21 protein-coding genes and 2 pseudogenes are annotated in these 19,651 nt (G+C 70.9%); 7 read left to right on the top strand and 16 right to left on the bottom strand.

Annotated elements, in window-relative coordinates; translation table 11 throughout:
* Positions 1-37: 37 nt before the first annotated feature.
* Complete coding sequence (locus ACH4DZ_RS38085; protein WP_398293190.1) at positions 38-1,558, bottom strand: gamma-aminobutyraldehyde dehydrogenase; 1,521 nt, start codon at positions 1,556-1,558, stop codon at positions 38-40.
* 206 nt (positions 1,559-1,764) lie between these two features.
* On the opposite strand from ACH4DZ_RS38085, the gene ACH4DZ_RS38080 reads away from it, so the two are divergent.
* Entirely contained in the window at positions 1,765-2,373 is a 609-nt protein-coding gene (locus ACH4DZ_RS38080) for an NADAR family protein (RefSeq protein WP_398293187.1), read from the top strand.
* A gap of 322 nt (positions 2,374-2,695) precedes the next feature.
* Here ACH4DZ_RS38080 and ACH4DZ_RS38075 read toward each other — a convergent pair whose 3' ends face one another.
* On the bottom strand, positions 2,696-3,460 hold the full coding sequence (locus ACH4DZ_RS38075; protein ID WP_398293185.1) for a DUF4190 domain-containing protein: 765 nt from the start codon (positions 3,458-3,460) through the stop codon (positions 2,696-2,698).
* Between the two features lie 162 nt (positions 3,461-3,622).
* On the opposite strand from ACH4DZ_RS38075, the gene ACH4DZ_RS38070 reads away from it, so the two are divergent.
* Together ACH4DZ_RS38070 and ACH4DZ_RS38065 are read left to right on the top strand one after the other, a co-directional pair.
* Entirely contained in the window at positions 3,623-4,654 is a 1,032-nt protein-coding gene (locus tag ACH4DZ_RS38070) for an adenosine deaminase (protein ID WP_398293183.1), read from the top strand.
* A 25-nt stretch (positions 4,655-4,679) separates the two neighbouring features.
* Positions 4,680-5,363, top strand: a complete 684-nt coding sequence (locus ACH4DZ_RS38065) for a glycerophosphodiester phosphodiesterase (protein ID WP_398293181.1) — start codon at positions 4,680-4,682, stop codon at positions 5,361-5,363.
* A 69-nt stretch (positions 5,364-5,432) separates the two neighbouring features.
* On the opposite strand, the gene ACH4DZ_RS38060 is transcribed toward ACH4DZ_RS38065, so the two are convergent.
* From ACH4DZ_RS38060 to ACH4DZ_RS37995, 14 genes and pseudogenes are all read right to left on the bottom strand, one after another.
* Positions 5,433-6,053, bottom strand: coding sequence for a PadR family transcriptional regulator (locus tag ACH4DZ_RS38060; RefSeq protein ID WP_398293179.1), 621 nt, complete (start codon positions 6,051-6,053; stop codon positions 5,433-5,435).
* Positions 6,054-6,077: 24 nt separating this feature from the next.
* Positions 6,078-6,878, bottom strand: coding sequence for an SGNH/GDSL hydrolase family protein (locus tag ACH4DZ_RS38055; protein WP_398293177.1), 801 nt, complete (start codon positions 6,876-6,878; stop codon positions 6,078-6,080).
* 122 nt (positions 6,879-7,000) lie between these two features.
* Complete coding sequence (locus ACH4DZ_RS38050; RefSeq protein ID WP_189775390.1) at positions 7,001-7,279, bottom strand: gas vesicle protein K; 279 nt, start codon at positions 7,277-7,279, stop codon at positions 7,001-7,003.
* A complete protein-coding gene (locus tag ACH4DZ_RS38045) occupies positions 7,276-7,509 on the bottom strand; it encodes a gas vesicle protein (protein ID WP_398293175.1) in 234 nt (77 codons plus the stop codon). The genes ACH4DZ_RS38050 and ACH4DZ_RS38045 overlap by 4 nt, the downstream gene beginning before the upstream one ends.
* Positions 7,510-7,512: 3 nt before the next feature.
* Positions 7,513-8,406: a GvpL/GvpF family gas vesicle protein gene (locus ACH4DZ_RS38040; protein ID WP_398293173.1), complete on the bottom strand. Its 894-nt coding sequence runs from the start codon at positions 8,404-8,406 to the stop codon at positions 7,513-7,515.
* Positions 8,407-8,458: 52 nt separating this feature from the next.
* A complete protein-coding gene (locus tag ACH4DZ_RS38035) occupies positions 8,459-8,791 on the bottom strand; it encodes a gas vesicle protein (protein WP_398293170.1) in 333 nt (110 codons plus the stop codon).
* A complete protein-coding gene (locus tag ACH4DZ_RS38030) occupies positions 8,784-9,821 on the bottom strand; it encodes an SRPBCC family protein (RefSeq protein ID WP_398293168.1) in 1,038 nt (345 codons plus the stop codon). The genes ACH4DZ_RS38035 and ACH4DZ_RS38030 overlap by 8 nt, the downstream gene beginning before the upstream one ends.
* A 9-nt stretch (positions 9,822-9,830) precedes the next feature.
* Positions 9,831-10,454, bottom strand: a pseudogene (locus tag ACH4DZ_RS38025) (histone protein); the annotation flags it as partial.
* Between the two features lie 7 nt (positions 10,455-10,461).
* On the bottom strand, positions 10,462-10,716 hold the full coding sequence (locus ACH4DZ_RS38020; protein ID WP_398293166.1) for a gas vesicle protein GvpG: 255 nt from the start codon (positions 10,714-10,716) through the stop codon (positions 10,462-10,464).
* Position 10,717: 1 nt separating this feature from the next.
* A complete protein-coding gene (locus tag ACH4DZ_RS38015) occupies positions 10,718-11,467 on the bottom strand; it encodes a GvpL/GvpF family gas vesicle protein (RefSeq protein WP_398293162.1) in 750 nt (249 codons plus the stop codon).
* A 3-nt stretch (positions 11,468-11,470) separates the two neighbouring features.
* Complete coding sequence (gvpJ, locus tag ACH4DZ_RS38010) at positions 11,471-11,950, bottom strand: gas vesicle protein GvpJ (RefSeq protein WP_398293160.1); 480 nt, start codon at positions 11,948-11,950, stop codon at positions 11,471-11,473.
* 39 nt (positions 11,951-11,989) lie between these two features.
* Positions 11,990-12,310, bottom strand: a complete 321-nt coding sequence (locus tag ACH4DZ_RS38005; RefSeq protein ID WP_189775399.1) for a gas vesicle protein — start codon at positions 12,308-12,310, stop codon at positions 11,990-11,992.
* Between the two features lie 184 nt (positions 12,311-12,494).
* A pseudogene (locus tag ACH4DZ_RS38000) lies at positions 12,495-12,758 on the bottom strand (spermidine/putrescine ABC transporter substrate-binding protein); the annotation flags it as partial.
* A 271-nt stretch (positions 12,759-13,029) separates the two neighbouring features.
* A complete protein-coding gene (locus ACH4DZ_RS37995; RefSeq protein ID WP_398293158.1) occupies positions 13,030-14,478 on the bottom strand; it encodes a gamma-aminobutyraldehyde dehydrogenase in 1,449 nt (482 codons plus the stop codon).
* Positions 14,479-14,715: 237 nt separating this feature from the next.
* Here ACH4DZ_RS37995 and ACH4DZ_RS37990 point away from each other — a divergent pair, with 237 nt between their 5' ends.
* The 4 genes from ACH4DZ_RS37990 (at position 14,716) to ACH4DZ_RS37975 (ending at position 19,482) form a co-directional block, all read left to right on the top strand.
* Entirely contained in the window at positions 14,716-15,240 is a 525-nt protein-coding gene (locus tag ACH4DZ_RS37990; protein ID WP_398293156.1) for an Lrp/AsnC family transcriptional regulator, read from the top strand.
* Positions 15,225-16,622, top strand: coding sequence for an aspartate aminotransferase family protein (locus ACH4DZ_RS37985; protein ID WP_398293154.1), 1,398 nt, complete (start codon positions 15,225-15,227; stop codon positions 16,620-16,622). Before ACH4DZ_RS37990 ends, ACH4DZ_RS37985 begins: the two co-directional genes overlap by 16 nt.
* Before the next feature lie 314 nt (positions 16,623-16,936).
* Complete coding sequence (locus tag ACH4DZ_RS37980) at positions 16,937-17,758, top strand: ABC transporter ATP-binding protein (protein WP_398293152.1); 822 nt, start codon at positions 16,937-16,939, stop codon at positions 17,756-17,758.
* Entirely contained in the window at positions 17,740-19,482 is a 1,743-nt protein-coding gene (locus ACH4DZ_RS37975; protein ID WP_398293149.1) for a hypothetical protein, read from the top strand. The genes ACH4DZ_RS37980 and ACH4DZ_RS37975 overlap by 19 nt, the downstream gene beginning before the upstream one ends.
* The last annotated feature ends 169 nt before the right edge of the window (positions 19,483-19,651 follow it).

The following is a 19,651-nucleotide window of genomic DNA, read 5'->3' as shown; positions in this document are numbered from 1 at the left end:
TTTCGGGAGGTTTCGGCCTGGTCCGGGCCACTGGCGACTAACGGTCCCCGAAGATCGTGCGGTGCCAGTCCTTCCTGGCCACCGCCGTGTTGTCGAACATGACGTGCTTGATCTGTGTGTACTCCTCGAACGAGTACGAGGACATGTCCTTGCCGAAGCCGGACGCCTTGTAACCGCCGTGGGGCATCTCGCTGACGATCGGGATGTGGTCGTTGACCCAGACACAGCCCGCCTTGATCTCGCGCGTGGCCCGGTTCGCCCGGTACACGTCACGGCTCCACGCGGAGGCGGCGAGACCGTACGGGGTGTCGTTGGCGAGGCGGATGCCTTCGTCGTCGCTGTCGAAGGGGACGGCCACCAGGACCGGGCCGAAGATCTCGGACTGCACGATCTCGCTGTCCTGCGCGGCGTCGGCGACCAGGGTCGGCCGGTAGTACGCGCCGCGCTCCAGCCCCTTCGGGATCTCGCCACCGGTGACCACGCGCGCGTAGGAGCGCGCCCGGTCGACGAACCCGGCGACCCGGTCCCGCTGGGCGACGGAGATCAGCGGCCCGAGGTCGGTGTCCGGCGCGAAAGGATCACCGAGCCGGACGCTCTCCATGAGCTCCGCGGTCCTCGAAACGAACTCTTCGTAGAGGGGCCTCTGCACGTACGCGCGCGTGGCGGCCGTGCAGTCCTGGCCCGTGTTGATGAGCGCGCCCGCGACCGCGCCGTGCACGGCGGCCTCCAGGTCCGCGTCGTCGAAGACCACGAAGGGGGCCTTGCCGCCGAGTTCCAGGTGCAGGCGCTTGACCGTGGCGGTGGCGATCTCGGCGACGCGCCTGCCGACGGCGGTGGACCCCGTGAAGGAGGTCATGACGACATCGGGATGCCCGACCAGGTGCTCACCGGCGTCCCTGCCCGCCCCCGTGACGATGTTGACGACACCGTCCGGGATGCCCGCCGCGGTCGCCGCCTCGGCGAACAGCAGGGAGGTGAACGGGGTCAGTTCGGCGGGCTTGAGGACGATCGTGTTGCCGGCGGCGATCGCCGGGAGGACCTTCCAGGCGGCCATCTGAAGGGGGTAGTTCCAGGGGGCGATGGACCCGACCACCCCGATCGGCTCGCGGCGTACGTACGAGGTGTGGTCGCCGGAGTACTCACCGGCGGACTGCCCCTGAAGATGCCGGGCAGCGCCCGCGAAGAAGGCGGTGTTGTCGATCGTGCCCGGGACGTCGAACTCCCGGGTCAGCTTGATCGGCTTGCCGCACTGCAGGGACTCCGCCTGCGCGAACTCCTCGGCGCGCTCGGCGAGCACGGCGGCGAAGCGGTGCATGGCGTCGGAGCGCTCGCCCGGAGTGGCACCGGACCAGCCGGGGAACGCCTCCCGCGCGGCCTCCACCGCCGCGTCCACGTCGTCCGTGCCGGCCAGCTCGTACGTGTGGAGGTCGTCGCCGGTGGCGGGGTCGACGACGGTGTGGCTCCGGCCGGACGTGCCCCTGGCCGGCCGGCCCGCGATGTACTGCGCGCCGTCCGCGAAGCGGTCCTGCGCCTGGAAGCGATGGCCCGGATTGTGCATTTCGCTCTCCTCCGCCGCACTCCCCGAACCCGGGGGCCGGCGTAGCTCCAGCTCGATTTGAGTGCCGATCCTGACAGAGCAATGGTGCTCCAACAAGTGATTCCGTTGTTGCCATTTGGTTACGCGACGGAATCTGTCGGCCAGGTGTCGAGTCGCTGAGGAAGAGGCGGGACGGATTGTCAGTGGTACGTGCCAGACTCGCGTGCATGGGGGAGATCGAATCGGGGATCGCATCCCGGGAGGCGCTGGTCAGCGCGGTCCGGGCGGGGGCGAAGGTCAAGTACCTGCATTTCTGGGGGCACCGGCCGCGGGCGGACGGGCGGATCGGGTCGAGCTGTCTGAGCCAGTGGTGGCCGTCGCCGTTCACGGTGGACGGGGTGGAGTACCGGACGGCCGAGCACTGGATGATGGCGCGCAAGGCGCGGCTCTTCGGTGACGCGGAGGCGGAGCGGCGGGCGCTCGACGCGCCGAATCCGGCGCTCGCGAAGAAGGCGGGGCGGCTGGTCCGCGGGTTCGACGAGGCCGTCTGGGAGCGGGAGCGGTTCGGGATCGTGGTGGAGGGGAGCGTGGCGAAGTTCGCGTCGGACGGCGAACTTCGCGGGTTCCTGCTGGGCACGGGTCAGCGAAGCGAGATGGGGGCTCCCCCGGGCGAGGGCTGGGGGAGGGTGCTGGTCGAGGCCAGTCCTGTGGACCGGGTCTGGGGCATCGGGCTGGCCGCGGACGACGAGCGGGCGTGCGACCCGGCGCGCTGGCAGGGCCTGAACCTGCTGGGCTTCGCCCTGATGGCCGCAAGGGACCGCTTGCGCTCCGCTTGAACGCCCCGCAGGGACCGGCCTGCAGCCACATCACGCCTGCGGCGGGGCCGGCGGGGCTGGGCGTGTGGTCTCCTGCGGGCCGGTGGGGGCTGGTCGCGCAGTTCCCCGCGCCCCTGAAGGGGCGCGGCCCGGGATGGTGGGCGGGCGTGATCTGGCGCCTGCCGGGGCAACGGGCTGCTTTGCTTTTAGGGGCGCGGGGAACTGCGCGACCGGCCCACGACGACCCGCACGTGCCCGCCCGCCGAACCCACCCCAAGGGGCGCGGGGAACTGCGCGGCCAGCCCCCACCGGCCCGCACGTGCCCGCCCGCCCGACAGCCCCCTCAGCCGACCGCGGTCAATGACGTGCTGAAGCCGTCGTCCCCGGTCCCCGAGTCGTCGATCTCCGTATCCGGCAGGACCAGGAACACCACCAGGAAGGCGATGCCCAGCGCGACACCGACCGCCCCACAGATGATCCCCGCCAACGCCTGCCCCGCATTGGTCGCCTGGCCCCGCCGAGCCCTCCCCCGCCCGATCCCCCCGAAGATCAGCGCGAGAATCCCGCACACGAGCGCCACCGGCCACAGACAGAACCCGACCGCCGCGACGATCCCGAGCACGAGCGACGCGGTCCCCAGCCCATTGCTCGGCGCCATGGGCATCCCGGGCCACCCGTAGCCGGGCCCACCCTGCACGGGGTAGGCCGGATAGCCGTGCCCATGGCCGTGCGCAGGGCCAGGTCCAGGCCCGTACCCGGGCCCAGGCCCGTACCCGTACCCGTACGGCACCGGCCCCGGCCCTCCCGGCGCGATCGGCGGCGGCGGAACCGCGGAACTCCCGGGACCCGCATACGGATCCGGCGCCGCAGGGAACGAGGTCACGGTCCGCCGGTCGTGCACCGAGGACGACCCGGACCCCCGCGAAGCTCCCGCGTCCACCGGCGGAGCCCAAGGATTCGACTCGGCGGGCAGTTCGGCGGGCAACTCGACAGGCGGCTCGACGTGCGGCTTGCCCAGCGACACCCTCGCCTCGGGAGCGATGTCCTCGGGGCGACGGTCCCGCGGCTCGTCGGCCGGCCCACCCGGTGCCTGCGCGTCCTCGGACATGCGCGGAGTCCCCTCTGTCGTACGTGGCGTCATGCTAAGGCCCAGGCCTCCCCCGCGCGGGCCTCGGCCTACGATGATCCTCGAAGAACCGCACCACCGATCAGCCGATCACCCGCGCCCGCCCGCCGCACACCGGCCCGGCGCCGTTCCTGGGGAGGAACCTTGACCGACCTGCACGCCTTCATCGCCGGACTGCCCAAAGCCGAACTGCACGTCCACCACGTAGGCTCCGCCTCCCCCCGGATCGTCTCCGAGCTGGCCGCCCGCCACCCCGACTCCAAGGTGCCGTCGGACCCCGAGGCGCTGGTCGACTACTTCACGTTCACGGACTTCGCCCACTTCATCGACGTGTACCTGTCCGTCGTCGACCTCATCCGCACGCCCGAGGACGTACGCCTGCTGACGTACGAGGTCGCCCGCGACATGGCCCGGCAGCAGATCCGCTACGCCGAGCTGACGATCACGCCGTTCTCGTCGACCCGCCGCGGTATCGACGAGGGCGCCTTCATGGACGCCATCGAGGACGCCCGCATCGCCGCCGAGACCGACTTCGGCACGATCCTGCGGTGGTGCTTCGACATCCCGGGCGAGGCGGGACTCGAATCCGCCGAGGAGACGGTCCGGCTCGCCACCACCGACAAGCTCCGCCCGGAGGGCCTGGTCTCCTTCGGACTCGGCGGCCCTGAGATCGGCGTACCCCGGCCGCAGTTCAAGCCGTACTTCGACCGTGCGATCGCGGCCGGCCTGCACTCCGTACCGCACGCGGGCGAGACGACGGGGCCGGAGACGGTCTGGGACGCGCTGACGGACCTGCGGGCCGAGCGCATCGGCCACGGCACCAGCTCCGCCCGGGACCCGAGGCTCCTCGCGCACCTCGCCGAGCACCGGATCCCGCTGGAGGTGTGCCCCACCTCCAACATCGCCACCCGCGCGGTCCGCACCCTCGACGAGCACCCGATGAAGGAGTTCGTACGGGCCGGCGTGGTCGTCACCGTCAACTCCGACGACCCGCCGATGTTCGGCACCGACCTCAACAACGAGTACGCGGTCGCCGCACGCCTCCTCGACCTCGACGAGCGGGGCCTGGCCGCGCTCGCCAGGAACGCCGTCGACGTCTCCTTCCTGGACGGCGCCGGCAAGGCGGCACTGGCGGCGGAGATCGACACGTACACCGCCGGGTGGCTCGCGCCCTGAGACGGCGCACCAGCACAATGGGCCGATGCGTACCGTGACTGCCGTGGCCCATCGCGGCGACCCCTACCGCGTCCGTGAGAACACGCTCGACTCCCTGCGTTCCGCGCTCCGACGGGGCGCGGACGCGGTCGAGATCGACGTCCGGCCGACCCGCGACGGCGTGCCCGTCCTGCTGCACGACGACACGCTGAAGCGGCTGTGGGAACAGGACCGGCCGCTGCGCTCGCTCTCCGCCGACGAGGTACGGGGCCTGACCTCGGGCGGGATCCCCACGCTGGAGGAGGCCCTCAAGGCGACGGACGAGGGCCGGCTCATGGTCGACCTGCCCGGTCCGGTGGACGCCCGCGCCGTCCGCCGGATCATCGGTGTCGTCCGGGACTTCGGCGCCGAGGAGCGCGTGTACTACTGCGCGGGGGCCGCCGCCATGCTCGCCGTCCGCGCGGCAGAACCCGCCGCTGAGATCGCCCTCACCTGGACGAGCCTCGCGCCTCCGCGGCCCGCGCTGCTCGACGCCGTACGGCCCCGGTGGCTCAACTACCGCTTCGGGCTGGTGGACCGCGACCTCGTCGACCGGGTCCACAAGGACGGATACCTGGTCTCCGTGTGGACGCCCGACACCCGGCGGTCCATGCGGCGGCTCCTCGACACGGGCGTCGACTCGATCACGACGAACCGCGTCGACACACTCCGCGCCCTGAGCCCGGCCTGAGCACAGACAAAAGGCGGGTGGCCGAGCCGGGCCCGGCGTCGGACTGACGGACGGGACGGACGGGACGGACTAGGTGTTCCGCGGGCCCGGTTCGCCCGTGGGCGCGGGGGCCGGTCCGTCGAGTACCGCGACGCGCTGGGCGAGGCGCTCCAGGACGGTCTCGCCCCACTGGAGGTTCCCCCGTTCCAGGGCGATGCCGCCCTGGAGGGTGAGGTAGGGGCCGATGCGGTCGGCGGACGCGAGGTGTTCGTCCTCGGTGCGGCCGGCCAGCATGCGTTCCCGCATACGGAGATAGCGGGCGAGTTTGGCGGCGGACCGTTCGACGCGCTCGGCGACCGCGGTCCGTACGGCCTCGATGTCGTCGGTGTCCCCGATGTCGACGCACTGGACCTTGACCATCAGCTCGTCCCTGATGGCCAGGGGCTTCGCGGGGCCTTCGGTGACGAACGCGCGCAGGACCCGGCGCCCGGCCTCGGTGAGCGAGAAGAGGCGTTTGTTGGGCCGGCGCTCCTGTTGGACGACGCGGGCGGAGACCAGCCCCTCGCCCTCCATGCGCTCCAGCTCGCGGTAGAGCTGCTGGGGGGTGGCCATCCAGAAGTTGGCGACCGAGGCCTCGAAGCCCTTAGCGAGGTCGTAGCCGGACGCCTCGCCCTCCAGAAGCGCGGCCATCACCGCGTTGCGCAACGCCATGAACTCAAGCTAGCACCGCGTTGATCAGTCAAGGAGGCGACCGTCGAGGAGGGCCGGTGGGAGCAGTTCCGGCCGCTTGGCCCGCCGGCCGTCGCCCGACGAATGGCCCCGGACCCGGCGCAGGAGCCAGGGCCCCAGGAAGCCGCCGACCCAGCGCAGTTCCGCCCCGACGCCCCGCAGCCGCCTGGGCACGGACGTACCGGGCGGCAAGGGCAGCGTCCAGGCTTCGTCACTGCCCGGGAGGCCGAACGCGTGCGCGACCGCGGCGGCGATCCGCGCATGACCGAGCGGGCTCGCGTGCAGCCGGTCCGGACTCCACAGCCGGGGGTCCGTCACCACCTCGTGGGCGGACATGTCCGCGATGACCACTCCATGGCGTTCGGCCGCCTCCCGGATACGGGAGTTGAGGGCGAGGACCCGGCGGCCGAGCGGCCGGGCCAGCGGGCTGATCCGGCCGACGTCGGGAAAGGTGACCGTCGCGACGCGGGCCCCCTGCCCGGTCAGCGCGGCGAACATCGCCTCCAGATGGCCGCCCGCCTCGTCCGCGTCGAAGCGGGGCCGCAGCAGGTCGTTCATCCCGGCGACCACGGTGGCCACGTCGGGCCGCAGTGCGAGGGCCGCCGGGAGCTGCTCGGCGCGCACCTGCCCGGCGAGGCGCCCGCGGACGGCGAGATTGGCGTAGAGGACGTCCGGGGACCCCTTCGCCAGCTCCTCCGCGAACCGGTCGGCGCAGCCGCGCAGCCCTGTCACGTCGTCACCGTCGCCGAGCCCTTCGGTCTGGCTGTCGCCCAAGGCGACGTACCGCAGATACCCGCTGTCGGACATGGACCGACCCCCTTTCGTCATAGCCCACTAATACCTTATTCACTTTGTTGGCTATAACAAGGGGCGGCAGGGAACCGGCCGGACCGGACTCGCTCGGATCCCCGCCCGGCCTCCTCGGACAGTCAGTCCCTCGGCAGCAGCGTGCCGAGGGGGCCGAGGTCGAGATTGAGGTCCTCCGGACGCACTCCGTGCTGTTCACACAGTTCCGTCATCCGCTGGTCGAGCAGCATGAGCGTGGTGCCGATCTCGTCGGCCTGCTCGTCGCTGAGGTCACCCTGCTCGATACGGCGGATCGCCTGGCGCTCCATCAGTTGCCTGAGGAGTTCGACCACGGTGAGGACCAGGGCGACGAGGTCGCGGCCCATCTTCTCGGAGTCCAGGTCCACCCGGGAGCCGGTCACAGCGGGCCGCCGTCCGCCCAGGGAGCCGGGACGCGTTCGTTGACGGACGACAGCAGGGCGTGCAGCGACAGACGTACCAGCGGAACGTCGGCGATGGCGATGACCAGATCGCCGCTGATCACCACTCCGGTCGCAAGGACGCGATCCAGCAGATCGACGAGCGGCACCCCGACGGGGCCGCCCAGTGGCCCGGCGTCGTCCCAGGCCGTCACATCGACATCGTGCGTCACGCTCTACACCTCGCCGACGAACGAGTAGGGCACCCACGGTCCGGACAGCTCGATCCGTGCTCCGGTGCGTTCCCGCAGTGTCCGGGTGAGCCGGGCGAGTTCCTCGGCGCGGTGTTCCGCCACGAGATAGGTCGCGTTGAGGACCTGGACCCGCCGCTCCCCGGCCGCCTGAGGCTGCGGCCGCAACCTGCGGGAGGCCTTGGCGAGACCCCCGACTTCGGCGTCCACCGCTTCGGCGATGCGCAGTGCCTCGTTCTGGCCGCGCTCGCGGCGTTCCTGCGCTCCCCGTTTGCGGTTCAGATAGGCGAGGCCGGCTCCGGGTGACGGTCGAGTCCGGTCGGCCGGCGCGACCTGCCGGGCCGGCGTCCGCTCCGTGTCGGGCAGGTCACGCGGGTCGTGCGGTTCGTCCCGGCGACCGCCGTCGGTTCGATCGCTTCGGCCGTCCCGCTCGTCTCGGTCGTCCCGCATGCTGGGCGGCGCGTACACCTTCACGCCCCATTCGGCGTGGTGCGCGATGCGTCTGAGCGCGGCACGGAAGCGGTCCGCCTCCTCGCCCAGTGCTTCTCGCACTCTCCGTTCACCGTGGTAGAGGGTCGCCATCGGCAGAGGAACCGTCGGGCAGCGGGCCGCGACCGCGGAGACCACGTCGTGGTGGGCGCGTGCGTAACGTTCCAGCTCCCGCTGATCGGACAGGCGTGCCTGCCAGGCCTCGTCGGTGAAGTCGCCCGCCCGGACGGTCTGGACGATCGCCGTCAGGCTCCCCAGGGACAGCGTGCTCACGGCTGAGTCGTCGCTGACGCCGGTCAGTCCGACGACGTCCGACGGGTCCGGATCCCGGCAGACGGCAAACACGTAGATCGTGTCGGCATCCGACGTCTCAGGGCCGCGCTCCGTCATGTGCCTCGGTTCTCCTTGCTGATCGCTGACTTCGGACGGTGCCGCGGAATCGCTATCGGGGCTGCTTTTCCGGTGCCTCGGACTCAAGCTCCTTCAGCCGCTCACGCAGATCTCGGTTCTCCTCCTGGAGCGCGTCGCGGGAAGCACGCGAACTGAGTGCCGGATCGTTCTCCCACCAGTCGATTCCGGCCTTCTTCGCGGTGTCCACCGATGCCACGAACAGCCGGAGCCGAATGGTGAGCAGTTCGATGTCGAGAAGCTCGATCTTGATGTCCCCGGCGATCACGATCCCTTTGTCCAGAACGCGTTCGAGGATGTCGGCGAGGTTGGTGGTCTGCGGGCCGGGCACGGGATAGGACCCCTGCCGGAAGTCGACATCAGTCACGACGCCGCCTCTGCCCTCTCCTCTTCGGCGGGGTTTCTTCTTCTTCCTCTTCCTCCTCCGGCCCCTCTTCGTCCTCGTACGCGTCCTCGTCCTCGTCCTCTTCGTCCTCGTCGTCCTCCGGCGCGTTCTCGTCCTCGTACTCGGATTCGGCGCCCTCCTCGTAATCCTCCTGCCCCTCCTGGTCCTCCTGGTCCTCCTGCTCCGCCTCTTCCTCTTCCACCGCGTCCTCGTGGGAGACGACGACTTCTCCGTCACGGATCTCGCCGCGCCATCCCTCGGGCTCTTCGGTGCTGAGGGTGACGTACCGCTGGAAATTCTTGAAGTCGAGACGCATCCGGCGGCCTTGTGCCCGCCAGAGATTTCCCGTCTTCTCGAAGAAGCCGGACGGGTAGTACTCCACGACCAGCACGATCCGCGTCAGCGTGGGGCCCAGCTCATGGAAACTGACCGCGCCGCGAGTGGTGCCCTTGGCGCCTTCGGAGGTCCAGACGATCCGGTCGTCGGGGATCTGTTCCTGGACCGTCGCCTTGAAACTGCGCGTCGACGGGCCGACCTTGACCTTCCAGTCGCTTTCGATCTCGTCGCTCTTCGAAACGTCGCGAACACCTTTCGCGAAGCCGCTGAACTGGTCGTACTGCGTCCAGTGGTCATAGGCGTCCCGCAGAGGAACCCCCACATCGAGAACCTCGATGATGTTCATGACCTTGCCACCGCTCGCCTTGCGTTTGCCTTTTCCTCCGCCGAAGGCTTCCTTGGCCTTTCCCACGACGTTGTCCTTGACGCCCTTGGCCTTCTCCGAGACGAAAGCCTTCAGGGGTGAGTCACCCTGAAGAACACGTGAGCCGATCGCGGGCAGCGAGCCGCCGTTCTGAGCCGCGTCCGTGAGCTGCCCGGTGACGTCGGTCAGTTTGTCGCCGGCCTTCTCCGCCAGATGCTCGACCTGCGCCGACACGAATCTGGACAGCTGTTCACGAAGCTCGTCCAGGCCCGACGTCTCCTCCGTCGACCGGTCACCCTGCTTCTTGGCCATGACTGCCTACCTCCGACGATCGGCGCGCTTGGATCCTGCTCGCTTCGACGGCGCCGTCTTCTTCGCTGCCGTCTTCTTCGCTGCCGTCTTCTTGGCCGCGGTTTTCTTGGCCGCGGTCTTCTTGGCGGGAGCGGTCTTCTTCACAGGCGCGCTCTTCTTCGCGGGTGCGGCCTTCTTCGCAGGCGCCCTCTTGCGTGTCGCGGTCTTCCGCCGGGGCCTCTCCTGCGGCTCCTCTTCCTCCGGCTCCTCTTCTTCCTCCTCCGGCTCCTCCTCGTACTCCTCCTCCGGCTCCTCCTCGTCCTCGTCTCCCTCGGTCGCCTTCTCTCCGATCCGGGCCGTACGGTCGCTGAGGGCACCGGCGAGCGTGCTCATGCCCCGGTCGGCGGCGGCGGCCATCGCCTCGCGGCCCGCGTCCAGCACTTCCCCGCGCAGCTGCTCCTGCAGCTCGGCGAACTGCGGAAGCTCCCCGAGCCTGCGCATCCCCTCGGCGGCGAGTTGGCGGGGTTCCAGGCCGAAGCGCCGACCCGCCAGATAGGTCGCGACGGACAGCGCCAGCCGGCCCTTCTTGGTGCGGCCCAGCACATAGCCGCCCACTACGGCAGCCGCGAGAGCCACCTTGTCCTTGTCATCCATGAGCCCGTCACCTTCGATCGTCCGGGGAGGAGCGGGCCCGTGCGGCGTGCAGCCGGTCGAGCAGCCGTTCCTCTTCTCTTTCGAACTCCTCCATGCCGATGTCCCCGTCCTCGAACTCCTGGTTCAGCACAGCCAGCTGGGTGCGGAGGACTCCGGGGTCGTGCAGCTCTCGCTCGGCGGCGTCGTTGAGCTTCTCCGCCACCCAGACGACGCCGCGGACCGGCGCGATGGGGAGGGTGAGCAGCCCGGTGATCAGTCCCATCTCAGGCTCCGGCGGCGCGGACGGGAATGCCTTCGGCGGCGACGAAGCTGTAGCAGGGCAGCGGACCGGAGAGACGCAGTTCCACACGGTCGCGGTGGGTGTGTGCGAAGCGCTCCGCCGCCTTGCGGAAGGCCTCGCTGTCGCCGCGGCCGACGAGGAACGACGTGTTCAGGACACACCCCTGGACCTCGGGGCCCGAGGTCACCGCGCGCGCCCTGGGCGTCAGCTCGCCCAGAGCCCGCCGACCCGCTTCGGCGGCCCGGCTCTCCAGTGCGGCGGCCACCGCCTGGCCCAGCCTGAGGCTCGCCTCGTAACCGGGCCGTCGACGTACCTCGTCCCTCAGCAGGCGGATCCGCTTGTCCTCCGCGACGAGGTTTGCCAGCGCGTGTTGCGCGGGGAGCGCTTTGACGTTGATCTCGACCCCGTCGGAGAGGTGCTCCAGCGCGGCCAGATGCTCGGCTTCCTGCACCGCCAGCCGGCCGAGCACCGTCTCCTCGTCGGTCGCGATCATCCCGAAGCGCATCGGCAGCACCGGGCCCTGTTCCGACAGGCGCAGCAGCAGCTCCTGGTGAGCGAGCAGATCCCGGCGTCTGGCGCGGAGCGCGGGCGGAGCCTCGCTGACGACAGCCGCGACCCGCCCGCGCCGGAGCAGCCGCAGTGGCGCGGCCGGGCTGCCCACACCCCGCGCGTCGGCGGGCAGCGGTCCCGCGGCACGGATGATCGCGTAGACGTACACACCTTCGTCCGGCACGGCTCACGCCTCCACGGGTCGTCGGCGGCTCGTACCGCTCCGGGCCGGGGCGCGCCGCTTCCGCGGCCGTTCCTGCCGCGTTTCCTCTGCCGCGTCCTCGTCCTCGTCGAAGTCGTCGTAGTCGTCGTCACGGCCGCCGACGGCCCTGCGGACGGTGTCGCCCACGCTCTCCGCGGCCTTGCGCACCTTGCGCTTGCCGATGGACTTGGCGGCACTGCCGCCGAGCAGCTCGGGGATGGTGGTGCTGCCGGAGTCGTGCTCCAGGTCGAGCCGGTTGCACGCCTCCGCGAAGCGCAGATACGTGTCCACGCTCGCCACGACGATGCGCGCGTCTATCTTGAGGATCTCGATGCCGACCAGGGACACCCGGACGAACACGTCGATGACCATGCCCCGGTCAAGGATCAGTTCGAGCACGTCGTACAACGTGCCGGCGCGCGGCGGGCACGCAACTACCTCGTCGGAGTAGGTGGTCGCAGGCATGAGGGGTCCTTCCGGTAGTCGGGCAACCTGGGGCACTGCTCACTCGTCGGCGGACCCCCGCCGATAGCGGCGGACCCTGCGGTACTCCATGAGCTCGCCGTCCTGGTCGAGCCTCACCTCGTACGACGCGAGAAGGCTCGTCGTGTCCGGAATCCGGGGCAGCTCAAGGACGTCCACGACGACACACCAGCCGTCGTCGTCCCGCCTCACCGCCGATACGCCCTCAGTGGGATGGCCGATCAGGCCCTCCAGGCTCCGGCAGGCCGCACGCGCCGCATGTTCCGCCCCGCCCGCACGCGGGGAGCGGGGAGCGGTTGTCGTCGAGGACTTCCGGGCGCGCGGCCGACGCTCTTCTGCCATACACGCAAGTCTGGTAGCTGTCCGGCGTGGCGCATCTTGAGCGGGGCAGTCGGGTGCCGGACCCGTCTACCGGACCACACGGACCTCGTTGCTCCCTGCTCCGGCCCGGGCCGGGCCGGCCCGGCTGACTCGCTCCGGCCCGGCTACGGAATCAGGACCTTGTCCCACACGGTGACGTGGCGTTCTACAGCCCCGCGATCGCGTTCCAGCGCTTCGCGAACTCCGTGCGTTCCTTCGCCGTGATGTCGCGGGCGATCGCGAGCCTCTTGCGCATGGCGGTGTCGGGGAAGATGAGCGGGTCCTCGGCGAGGGCGGCGGTCTCCTCGTCCTTGGCGGAGGCCAGGACGTCCTGGGCGGCCGGGACGGGGCAGACGTAGTTGACCCAGGCGGCGAGTTCGGCGGCCACGGCGGGCTCGTAGTAGTGGTCGACGAGTTCTTCGGCGTGCCGCCCCTACCCCGTGTACGCCGGTCAGGCCGTGGCCGTCGGATCGGCCTCGCCGTCCGACGGTGACTCCCCGTCGGTGCGGTGAGAAGGCAGGCGGTGATCAGCCCGAGGACAGCGGCACGGAGTCGAGCGTCGAGGGGCTCGTCCTCAGCGGCTGACCCGCGTCCGGCCGCGGCGGCCCCGGGCGGCGGACCGACTCCCGCCCGGGGGCCGCACCCCGCATGTCCCGCACCACGTGTCCCGTGACGCGTACCGCGTACCGCGTACCGAACGCTCAGCCGAGCGACGTCATGACGTGCTTGATCCGCGTGTAGTCGTCGAAGCCGTACCCCGACAGGTCCTTGCCGTAGCCGGAGTGCTTGAAGCCGCCGTGCGGCATCTCCGCGACCAGCGGGATGTGCGTGTTGATCCACACGCAGCCGAAGTCGAGGACCTTGGACATGCGCATCGCGCGCGCGTGGTCCTTCGTCCAGACGGAGGAGGCCAGCGCGTACTCGACGCCGTTCGCGTACGCGACGGCCTGGGCCTCGTCCGTGAAGGACTGGATGGTGATGACCGGACCGAAGACCTCGTTCTGGATGATCTCGTCGTCCTGCTTCAGGCCGGAGACGACGGTCGGGGCGTAGAAGTAGCCGTTCTCGCAGCCCTTGTCGGTGACGCGGTGGCCGCCCGCCTCGACCTTGGCGTGCGCGGGCAGCCGCTCGATGAAGCCGGTGACCTGCTTGAGCTGGTTCGGGTTGTTCAGCGGCCCGTACAGCACGTCCTCGTCGTCCGGCTGCCCGGTCTTCGTGTCCGCGGCGGCCTTGGCGAGCGCGGCCGTGAACTCGTCGTGGATGGACTCCTGTACGAGGACGCGCGTGGCGGCCGTACAGTCCTGGCCCGCGTTGAAGAAGCCCGCCACCGAGATGTCCTCGACGGCCTTGGCGATGTCGGTGTCCTCGAAGACCACGACGGGCGCCTTGCCGCCCAGCTCCAGGTGGACGCGCTTGACGTCCTTGGCGGCGGACTCGGCGACGGAGATGCCCGCCCGCACGGAACCGGTGATGGACGCCATGGCCGGAATCCGGTGCTCGACCATCGCGCGGCCGGTGTCACGGTCGCCGCAGATGACGTTGAAGACGCCCTCGGGGACGATCGAGCCGATGATCTCGGCGATCAGGACCGTGGAGGCCGGGGTGGTGTCGGACGGCTTGAGCACGACCGTGTTGCCCGCGGCGAGCGCCGGGGCGAACTTCCACACGGCCATCATCATCGGGTAGTTCCACGGCGCGACCTGCGCGCAGACACCGACCGGCTCGCGGCGGACGATCGAGGTCAGGCCCTCCATGTACTCGCCGGCCGACCGGCCCTCCAGCATGCGCGCGGCGCCCGCGAAGAAGCGGATCTGGTCGACCATGGGCGGGATCTCCTCGGACCGGGTGAGTCCGATGGGCTTGCCCGTGTTCTCGACCTCGGCGGCGATGAGTTCCTCGGCACGCTCCTCGAAGGCGTCCGCGATCTTGAGGAGGGCCTTCTGGCGCTCGGCGGGGGTCCGGTCGCGCCAGGCGGGGAAGGCCGCGGCGGCGGCCTCCATCGCGGCGTCGACGTCGGCCTGACCGGACAGCGGCGCGGTGGCGTACGCCTCACCCGTCGCGGGGTTGACCACGTCCGTGGTCCGTCCATCGGCGGCATCGCGGAACTCTCCGGCGATGTAATTGCGCAGACGACGCAGCTCGGTGCTCACTGCCCGGCCCTCCTGTCGGATGTCCTCACCGGACATCGGATAGCGGATGTTCTACGACTGTCCTTGTACGGTCCTTCGGCTCAGGTGTCCACTGGCTGAGACACCTGACCTCCCACCCTAATCCTCGCCCCGACGTTTTCAACACCCCCACTGGCCTCAGAGCTGCGAAATCCGCAGACTTGGAACACGTAAACAACGAATTTCATCGATCGCACCTTGCGGAACCGTCGAGCCCTCGTGCAGAGTGAGCCCGTGGCCAGTCGAAGCGCAGACCCCAGGGACCCCCGGGACTCCCGCGAGTCCAGGAACGGCACTCCCCAGCTGGATGCCGTCTCCCTCGGCATCATCGAGCAGCTCCAGGAGGACGGCCGCCGGCCGTACGCCGCGATAGGCAAGGCCGTGGGCCTTTCCGAGGCGGCCGTGCGCCAGCGCGTCCAGAAGCTGCTCGACCAGGGCGTGATGCAGATCGTCGCCGTCACGGACCCGCTCACCGTGGGTTTCCGCAGGCAGGCGATGGTGGGCATCAACGCCGACGGCGACCTGGAACCGGTCGCGGACGCGCTGACCGCCATGCCGGAGGTCGAGTACGTGGTGATGACCGCGGGCTCCTTCGACATCCTCGCCGAGATCGTCTGCGAGGACGACGACCATCTGCTGGACGTCATCAACAAACGCATCCGGATCCTGCCCGGCGTGCGCTCCACCGAGAGCTTCGTCTACCTCAAGCTCAAGAAGCAGACCTACATGTGGGGAACCCGATAGCCGTGACTGCCAAGGACCTCAGCCGCACCGCGTACGACCACCTGTGGATGCACTTCACCCGCATGTCCTCGTACGAGAACGCGCCCGTCCCCACGATCGTCCGTGGCGAGGGGACCTACATCTACGACGACAAGGGCAAGCGCTACCTCGATGGTCTGGCCGGTCTGTTCGTGGTCCAGGCGGGCCACGGCCGTGCCGAGCTGGCCGAGACGGCCGCCAAGCAGGCCAAGGAACTGGCCTTCTTCCCGATCTGGTCGTACGCCCACCCGAAGGCCGTCGAGCTGGCCGAGCGCCTCGCGCACCACGCTCCCGGCGACCTGAACAAGGTCTTCTTCACCACCGGTGGCGGCGAGGCCGTCGAGACCGCGTGGAAGCTCGCCAAGCAGTACTTCAAGCTGCAGGGCAAGCCGACCAAGTACAAGGTCATCTCGCGCGCGGTCGCCTACCACGGCACCCCGCAGGGCGCCCTGTCCATCACGGGCCTGCCCGCCCTGAAGGCCCCGTTCGAGCCGCTGGTCCCCGGCGCGCACAAGGTCGCGAACACCAACATCTACCGCGCGCCCGCCTTCCTCGACCAGGGGTCCGGCGTCTCCCCCGAGGCCTTCGGCCGCTGGGCCGCCGACCAGATCGAGGAGCAGATCCTCATGGAGGGCCCGGAGACGGTCGCCGCCGTCTTCCTGGAGCCCGTGCAGAACGCCGGCGGCTGCTTCCCGCCGCCGCCCGGCTACTTCCGGCGGGTGCGCGAGATCTGCGACCAGTACGACGTGCTGCTCGTCTCGGACGAGGTCATCTGCGCCTTCGGCCGCCTCGGCACGATGTTCGCGTGCGACAAGTTCGACTACGTACCGGACATGATCACCTGCGCCAAGGGCATGACCTCGGGCTACTCCCCGATCGGCGCCTGCATCATCTCGGACCGGCTGGCCGAGCCGTTCTACCAGGGCGACAACACCTTCCTGCACGGCTACACCTTCGGCGGTCACCCGGTGTCGGCGGCCGTGGGCCTCGCGAACCTCGACATCTTCGAGCGCGAGAACCTCAACCAGCACGTCCTGGACAACGAGGGCGCGTTCCTCTCCACCCTCCAGAAGCTGCACGACCTGCCGATCGTCGGCGACGTCCGCGGCAACGGCTTCTTCTACGGCATCGAGCTGGTGAAGGACAAGGCCACCAAGGAGACCTTCACGGACGAGGAGTCGGAGCGCGTGCTCTACGGCTTCGTCTCCAAGAAGCTCTTCGAGTACGGCCTCTACTGCCGCGCCGACGACCGCGGTGACCCGGTCATCCAGCTGTCGCCGCCGCTGATCTCCGACCAGTCGACGTTCGACGAGATCGAGGGCATCGTCCGCCAGGTGCTGACGGAGGCCTGGGCGAAGCTGTGAGCCGAAGGCGTCGGCCGATGCGGCCATCGCGGCTGAGCTGAACCTGTCAGCTCAGCCGCCCGTCCGCCCGTCCGCCCGTCCGCCCGTCCGCCCGCTCAGCCTTTGAGCTGAACAAGTGATCAACACCGGCCCCGGTGGCGCCCGTTCGAGTGAGAATGCGCGCCCCGGGGCCGCGTGCTGTCCGGCCTCCGGGCCCCGACTCCCTAGCGTGCCCAGTGACCGATCGGCCCTGCCTTCGTTCCCCCGACCGGGGGACCCCGCGACCTTCCGAGGCCGCCCGGGCAGCGCAAATCAGATCTGAAGAGGTGTACGCGATGGCGGCTCCGCCGGACAACGACGTGCTCTGGGCACGCGCCCTGCACGTCAGACACAACGGCTCACCCGCACTCACCGGCGTCTCACTCGGGGTTCGCGAGGGCGAGATCCTCGCCGTCGGCGGCCCGCGCGGCAGCGGCAAGACGACCCTCCTCCAGTGCCTGTCGGGACAGCTCCTCGCCCAGCAGGGCGAGGTCTGGTTCAACAGCACGCCCGTCCACACCATGAGCACGATGAAACGCGAACGGCTGCGCCGCGACCGTTTCGGCTGGATCGACCCGGCGCCGGTCCTCGTCCCCGAGCTGACCGCCTGGGAGAACGCCGCCCTGCTCCTGATGCTGCGCGGGGTGAGCCGCCGCCGGGCCAAGGCCGCCGCGCTGGAGTGGCTGGACCGCCTCGACGTCGGCGGCTGCGCCCGCAAACGCCCGTACGCCCTGCTCCAGTCGGAGCGCCAGCGGGTGGCCATCGCCCGCGCCCTGGCGCCCGCGCCGAGCGTGATCTTCGCCGACGAGCCCACCGCGCCGCTGCATCGCGCCGACCGCGCCCAGGTGCTGCGGACGCTCACCGCGGCGGCCCGTTCGCACCGGATCACCGTCGTCCTGGCCACGCACGACGCGGACACCGCGGCGCTCGCCGACCGCACGGTGTCGCTGCTCGACGGACGGCGCGTGCACACGGTCCATCTGCCTCCGCTCCCCGAGCAGGCCGAGCCCACCGGTCCGACGGGTCCAACCGGCCCCCCAACCGGTTCCACCGGTCCCGCCGGTCCCACCGGTCCCACCGAGACGGAAGGCCGGGCCGCGTGCTCGCTCTCCGCCTAGTCCGCGGGGCCAACCCCGCCGTCCAGTTCCGCAGGCTCCTCGTCGCCGCGGCGTCCGCCGGCACCGGCTTCCTGCTCCTGTGCACCCTGGGATACGCGCTGGGGCACCCCGACGCGTCCACGGCGGCCGTGCTCCGGCTCGCCTGGTGCCTCGCGCCGATCGCGGCCACCGTGCAGTTCGCGGTCGCCGTCGCCCGGACCGACCCGGCCACCCGCCCGCGGGCCGGGCTCGCGGCGATCGGTCTGGGACCCGGGCAGCTGATGATCCTGGCGGCCGTCTCCACCGCCGTGTCCTGCACGCTGGGCTCGATGGTCGCCCTGCTGTTCTTCCTGCACCTGCGCGGCGACCTGACCGGCCTCCCCTTGGACGGCGACGCGGCCGGCTTCCTCGCCGCGAACCAGCCGCTGCCCCTGCCCGCCACGCTCACGCTGCTGGCCCTGGTACCGGTCCTCGCGTCCGCGACCAGCGCGGTCGTACTGCGTCCGCGGGGCCCGCGCCCGACCGTCCCCGCGGTGGGCGGACGCCCGGGACGGCTGGGCGGTTTCGGCGGCTACGGCCGCTCCGCCGAACGCATCGGCTCCAGCACCTACGGCCGCTTCGGAGCCCGCACGGACAGGGGCACGCTCCGACAGGCGCCCGCCCCCGCCGAAGGCCGCGAGGCAGCCCTACAGACGGCCCCTGCTCCGTCCGCCGACGCCCGGACCGACGGCCCCGACGCAACGAACGCAACGGACGCACCCGAGCGCGACAGTCGCGCCGCCTCCGAAGAACCCGCCTCCGACAGCCACAGCCATGTACTCCCGCCCGACGCACCCGGCTCCGACAGCCACGACCGCGTACTCCCGCTGGACGTACCCCGCCGCGCGGCCACCCGCGCCGACACGGGACCCGACACCCCCACCCACCCCGCCCCGCAAGGGGCGCGGGGAACTGCGCGACCAGCCCCCACCGCCCCGCAGACACCCCACACCCCGCACCACCCCCATCCACTCACCGAACCCAACACCCCCGCCCACCCCACCCCCCAAGGGGCGCGAGGAACTGCGCGACCAGCCCCCACCGCCCCGCAGACACCACACACCCCGCAGAACCCCCACGCCCCCCTCCCCCCGCTCCCCACCCCCGCCGGCCTCCCCTGGGGCACCGCCGTCCTGGCCGCAGGCCTCGCGGTGGAGACGTACGCGAGCCGGGGCGCCCCCGCCCACGAAGGCCACGCGCTACCCGGCGGACTCACCGGCGCCCCCTTCGGCGTGCTCGTCGGCTGGGCGCTCACCGCACTCGGCCTCGCACTGGCCGGACCCGCCCTCACGCACCTGTGCGGCAGGCTCCTCCAGTCCGTACGACCGAGCGCCCTGCGCCTGCTCGCCGGACGCGTGCTCATGGAGGAGGCGGCCCGCCTCGGACGCCCGCTCGGCGTGGTGTGCGCGGTGGCGTCGGGCACGTACGCAGTCGCCGTGCTCTACACCGGAACGCGTCCCGGCATCGGCCCCCTCACCACACTCGGCCTGCTGCTCGTCGCCGGATGCGCGGTGGCGACGCTGCTGACCGCCGCCGTCGAGGCGAGGAACGCGCGCGCCGACACCACCGCGGCGCTGCTGCGGATCGGCGCGCCCGCCTCGACGCTACGCGCCGCGGCCACCCTCCGCGCGGGCACCCTCCTCGCCGTCCTCACCCCCCTGACCTGGGCGATCGCGGAGCTGGCGGCCATGCCACTGATCCGCTGACCGGGCGTACGAGAACGGACCGACCGCTCGGCCCACCGCTCGGCCCACCCCGCGATCCGCCACCCGATCCGCCACCCGGTCGAGTGCGGGTGCGAAAAAATCCGCGTGTACGAAAAAGTTGCGCGCGGACCGATGACTTCTCGGCGGGGCCCCGGTCTGACTCTCCGAA

It is taken from the genome of Streptomyces sp. NPDC017991 (assembly GCF_044328075.1).
GTDB lineage: Bacteria > Actinomycetota > Actinomycetes > Streptomycetales > Streptomycetaceae > Streptomyces.
Note: the sequence above shows the minus strand (reverse complement) of the source record. Positions and strands in the feature narration are given on the sequence as shown.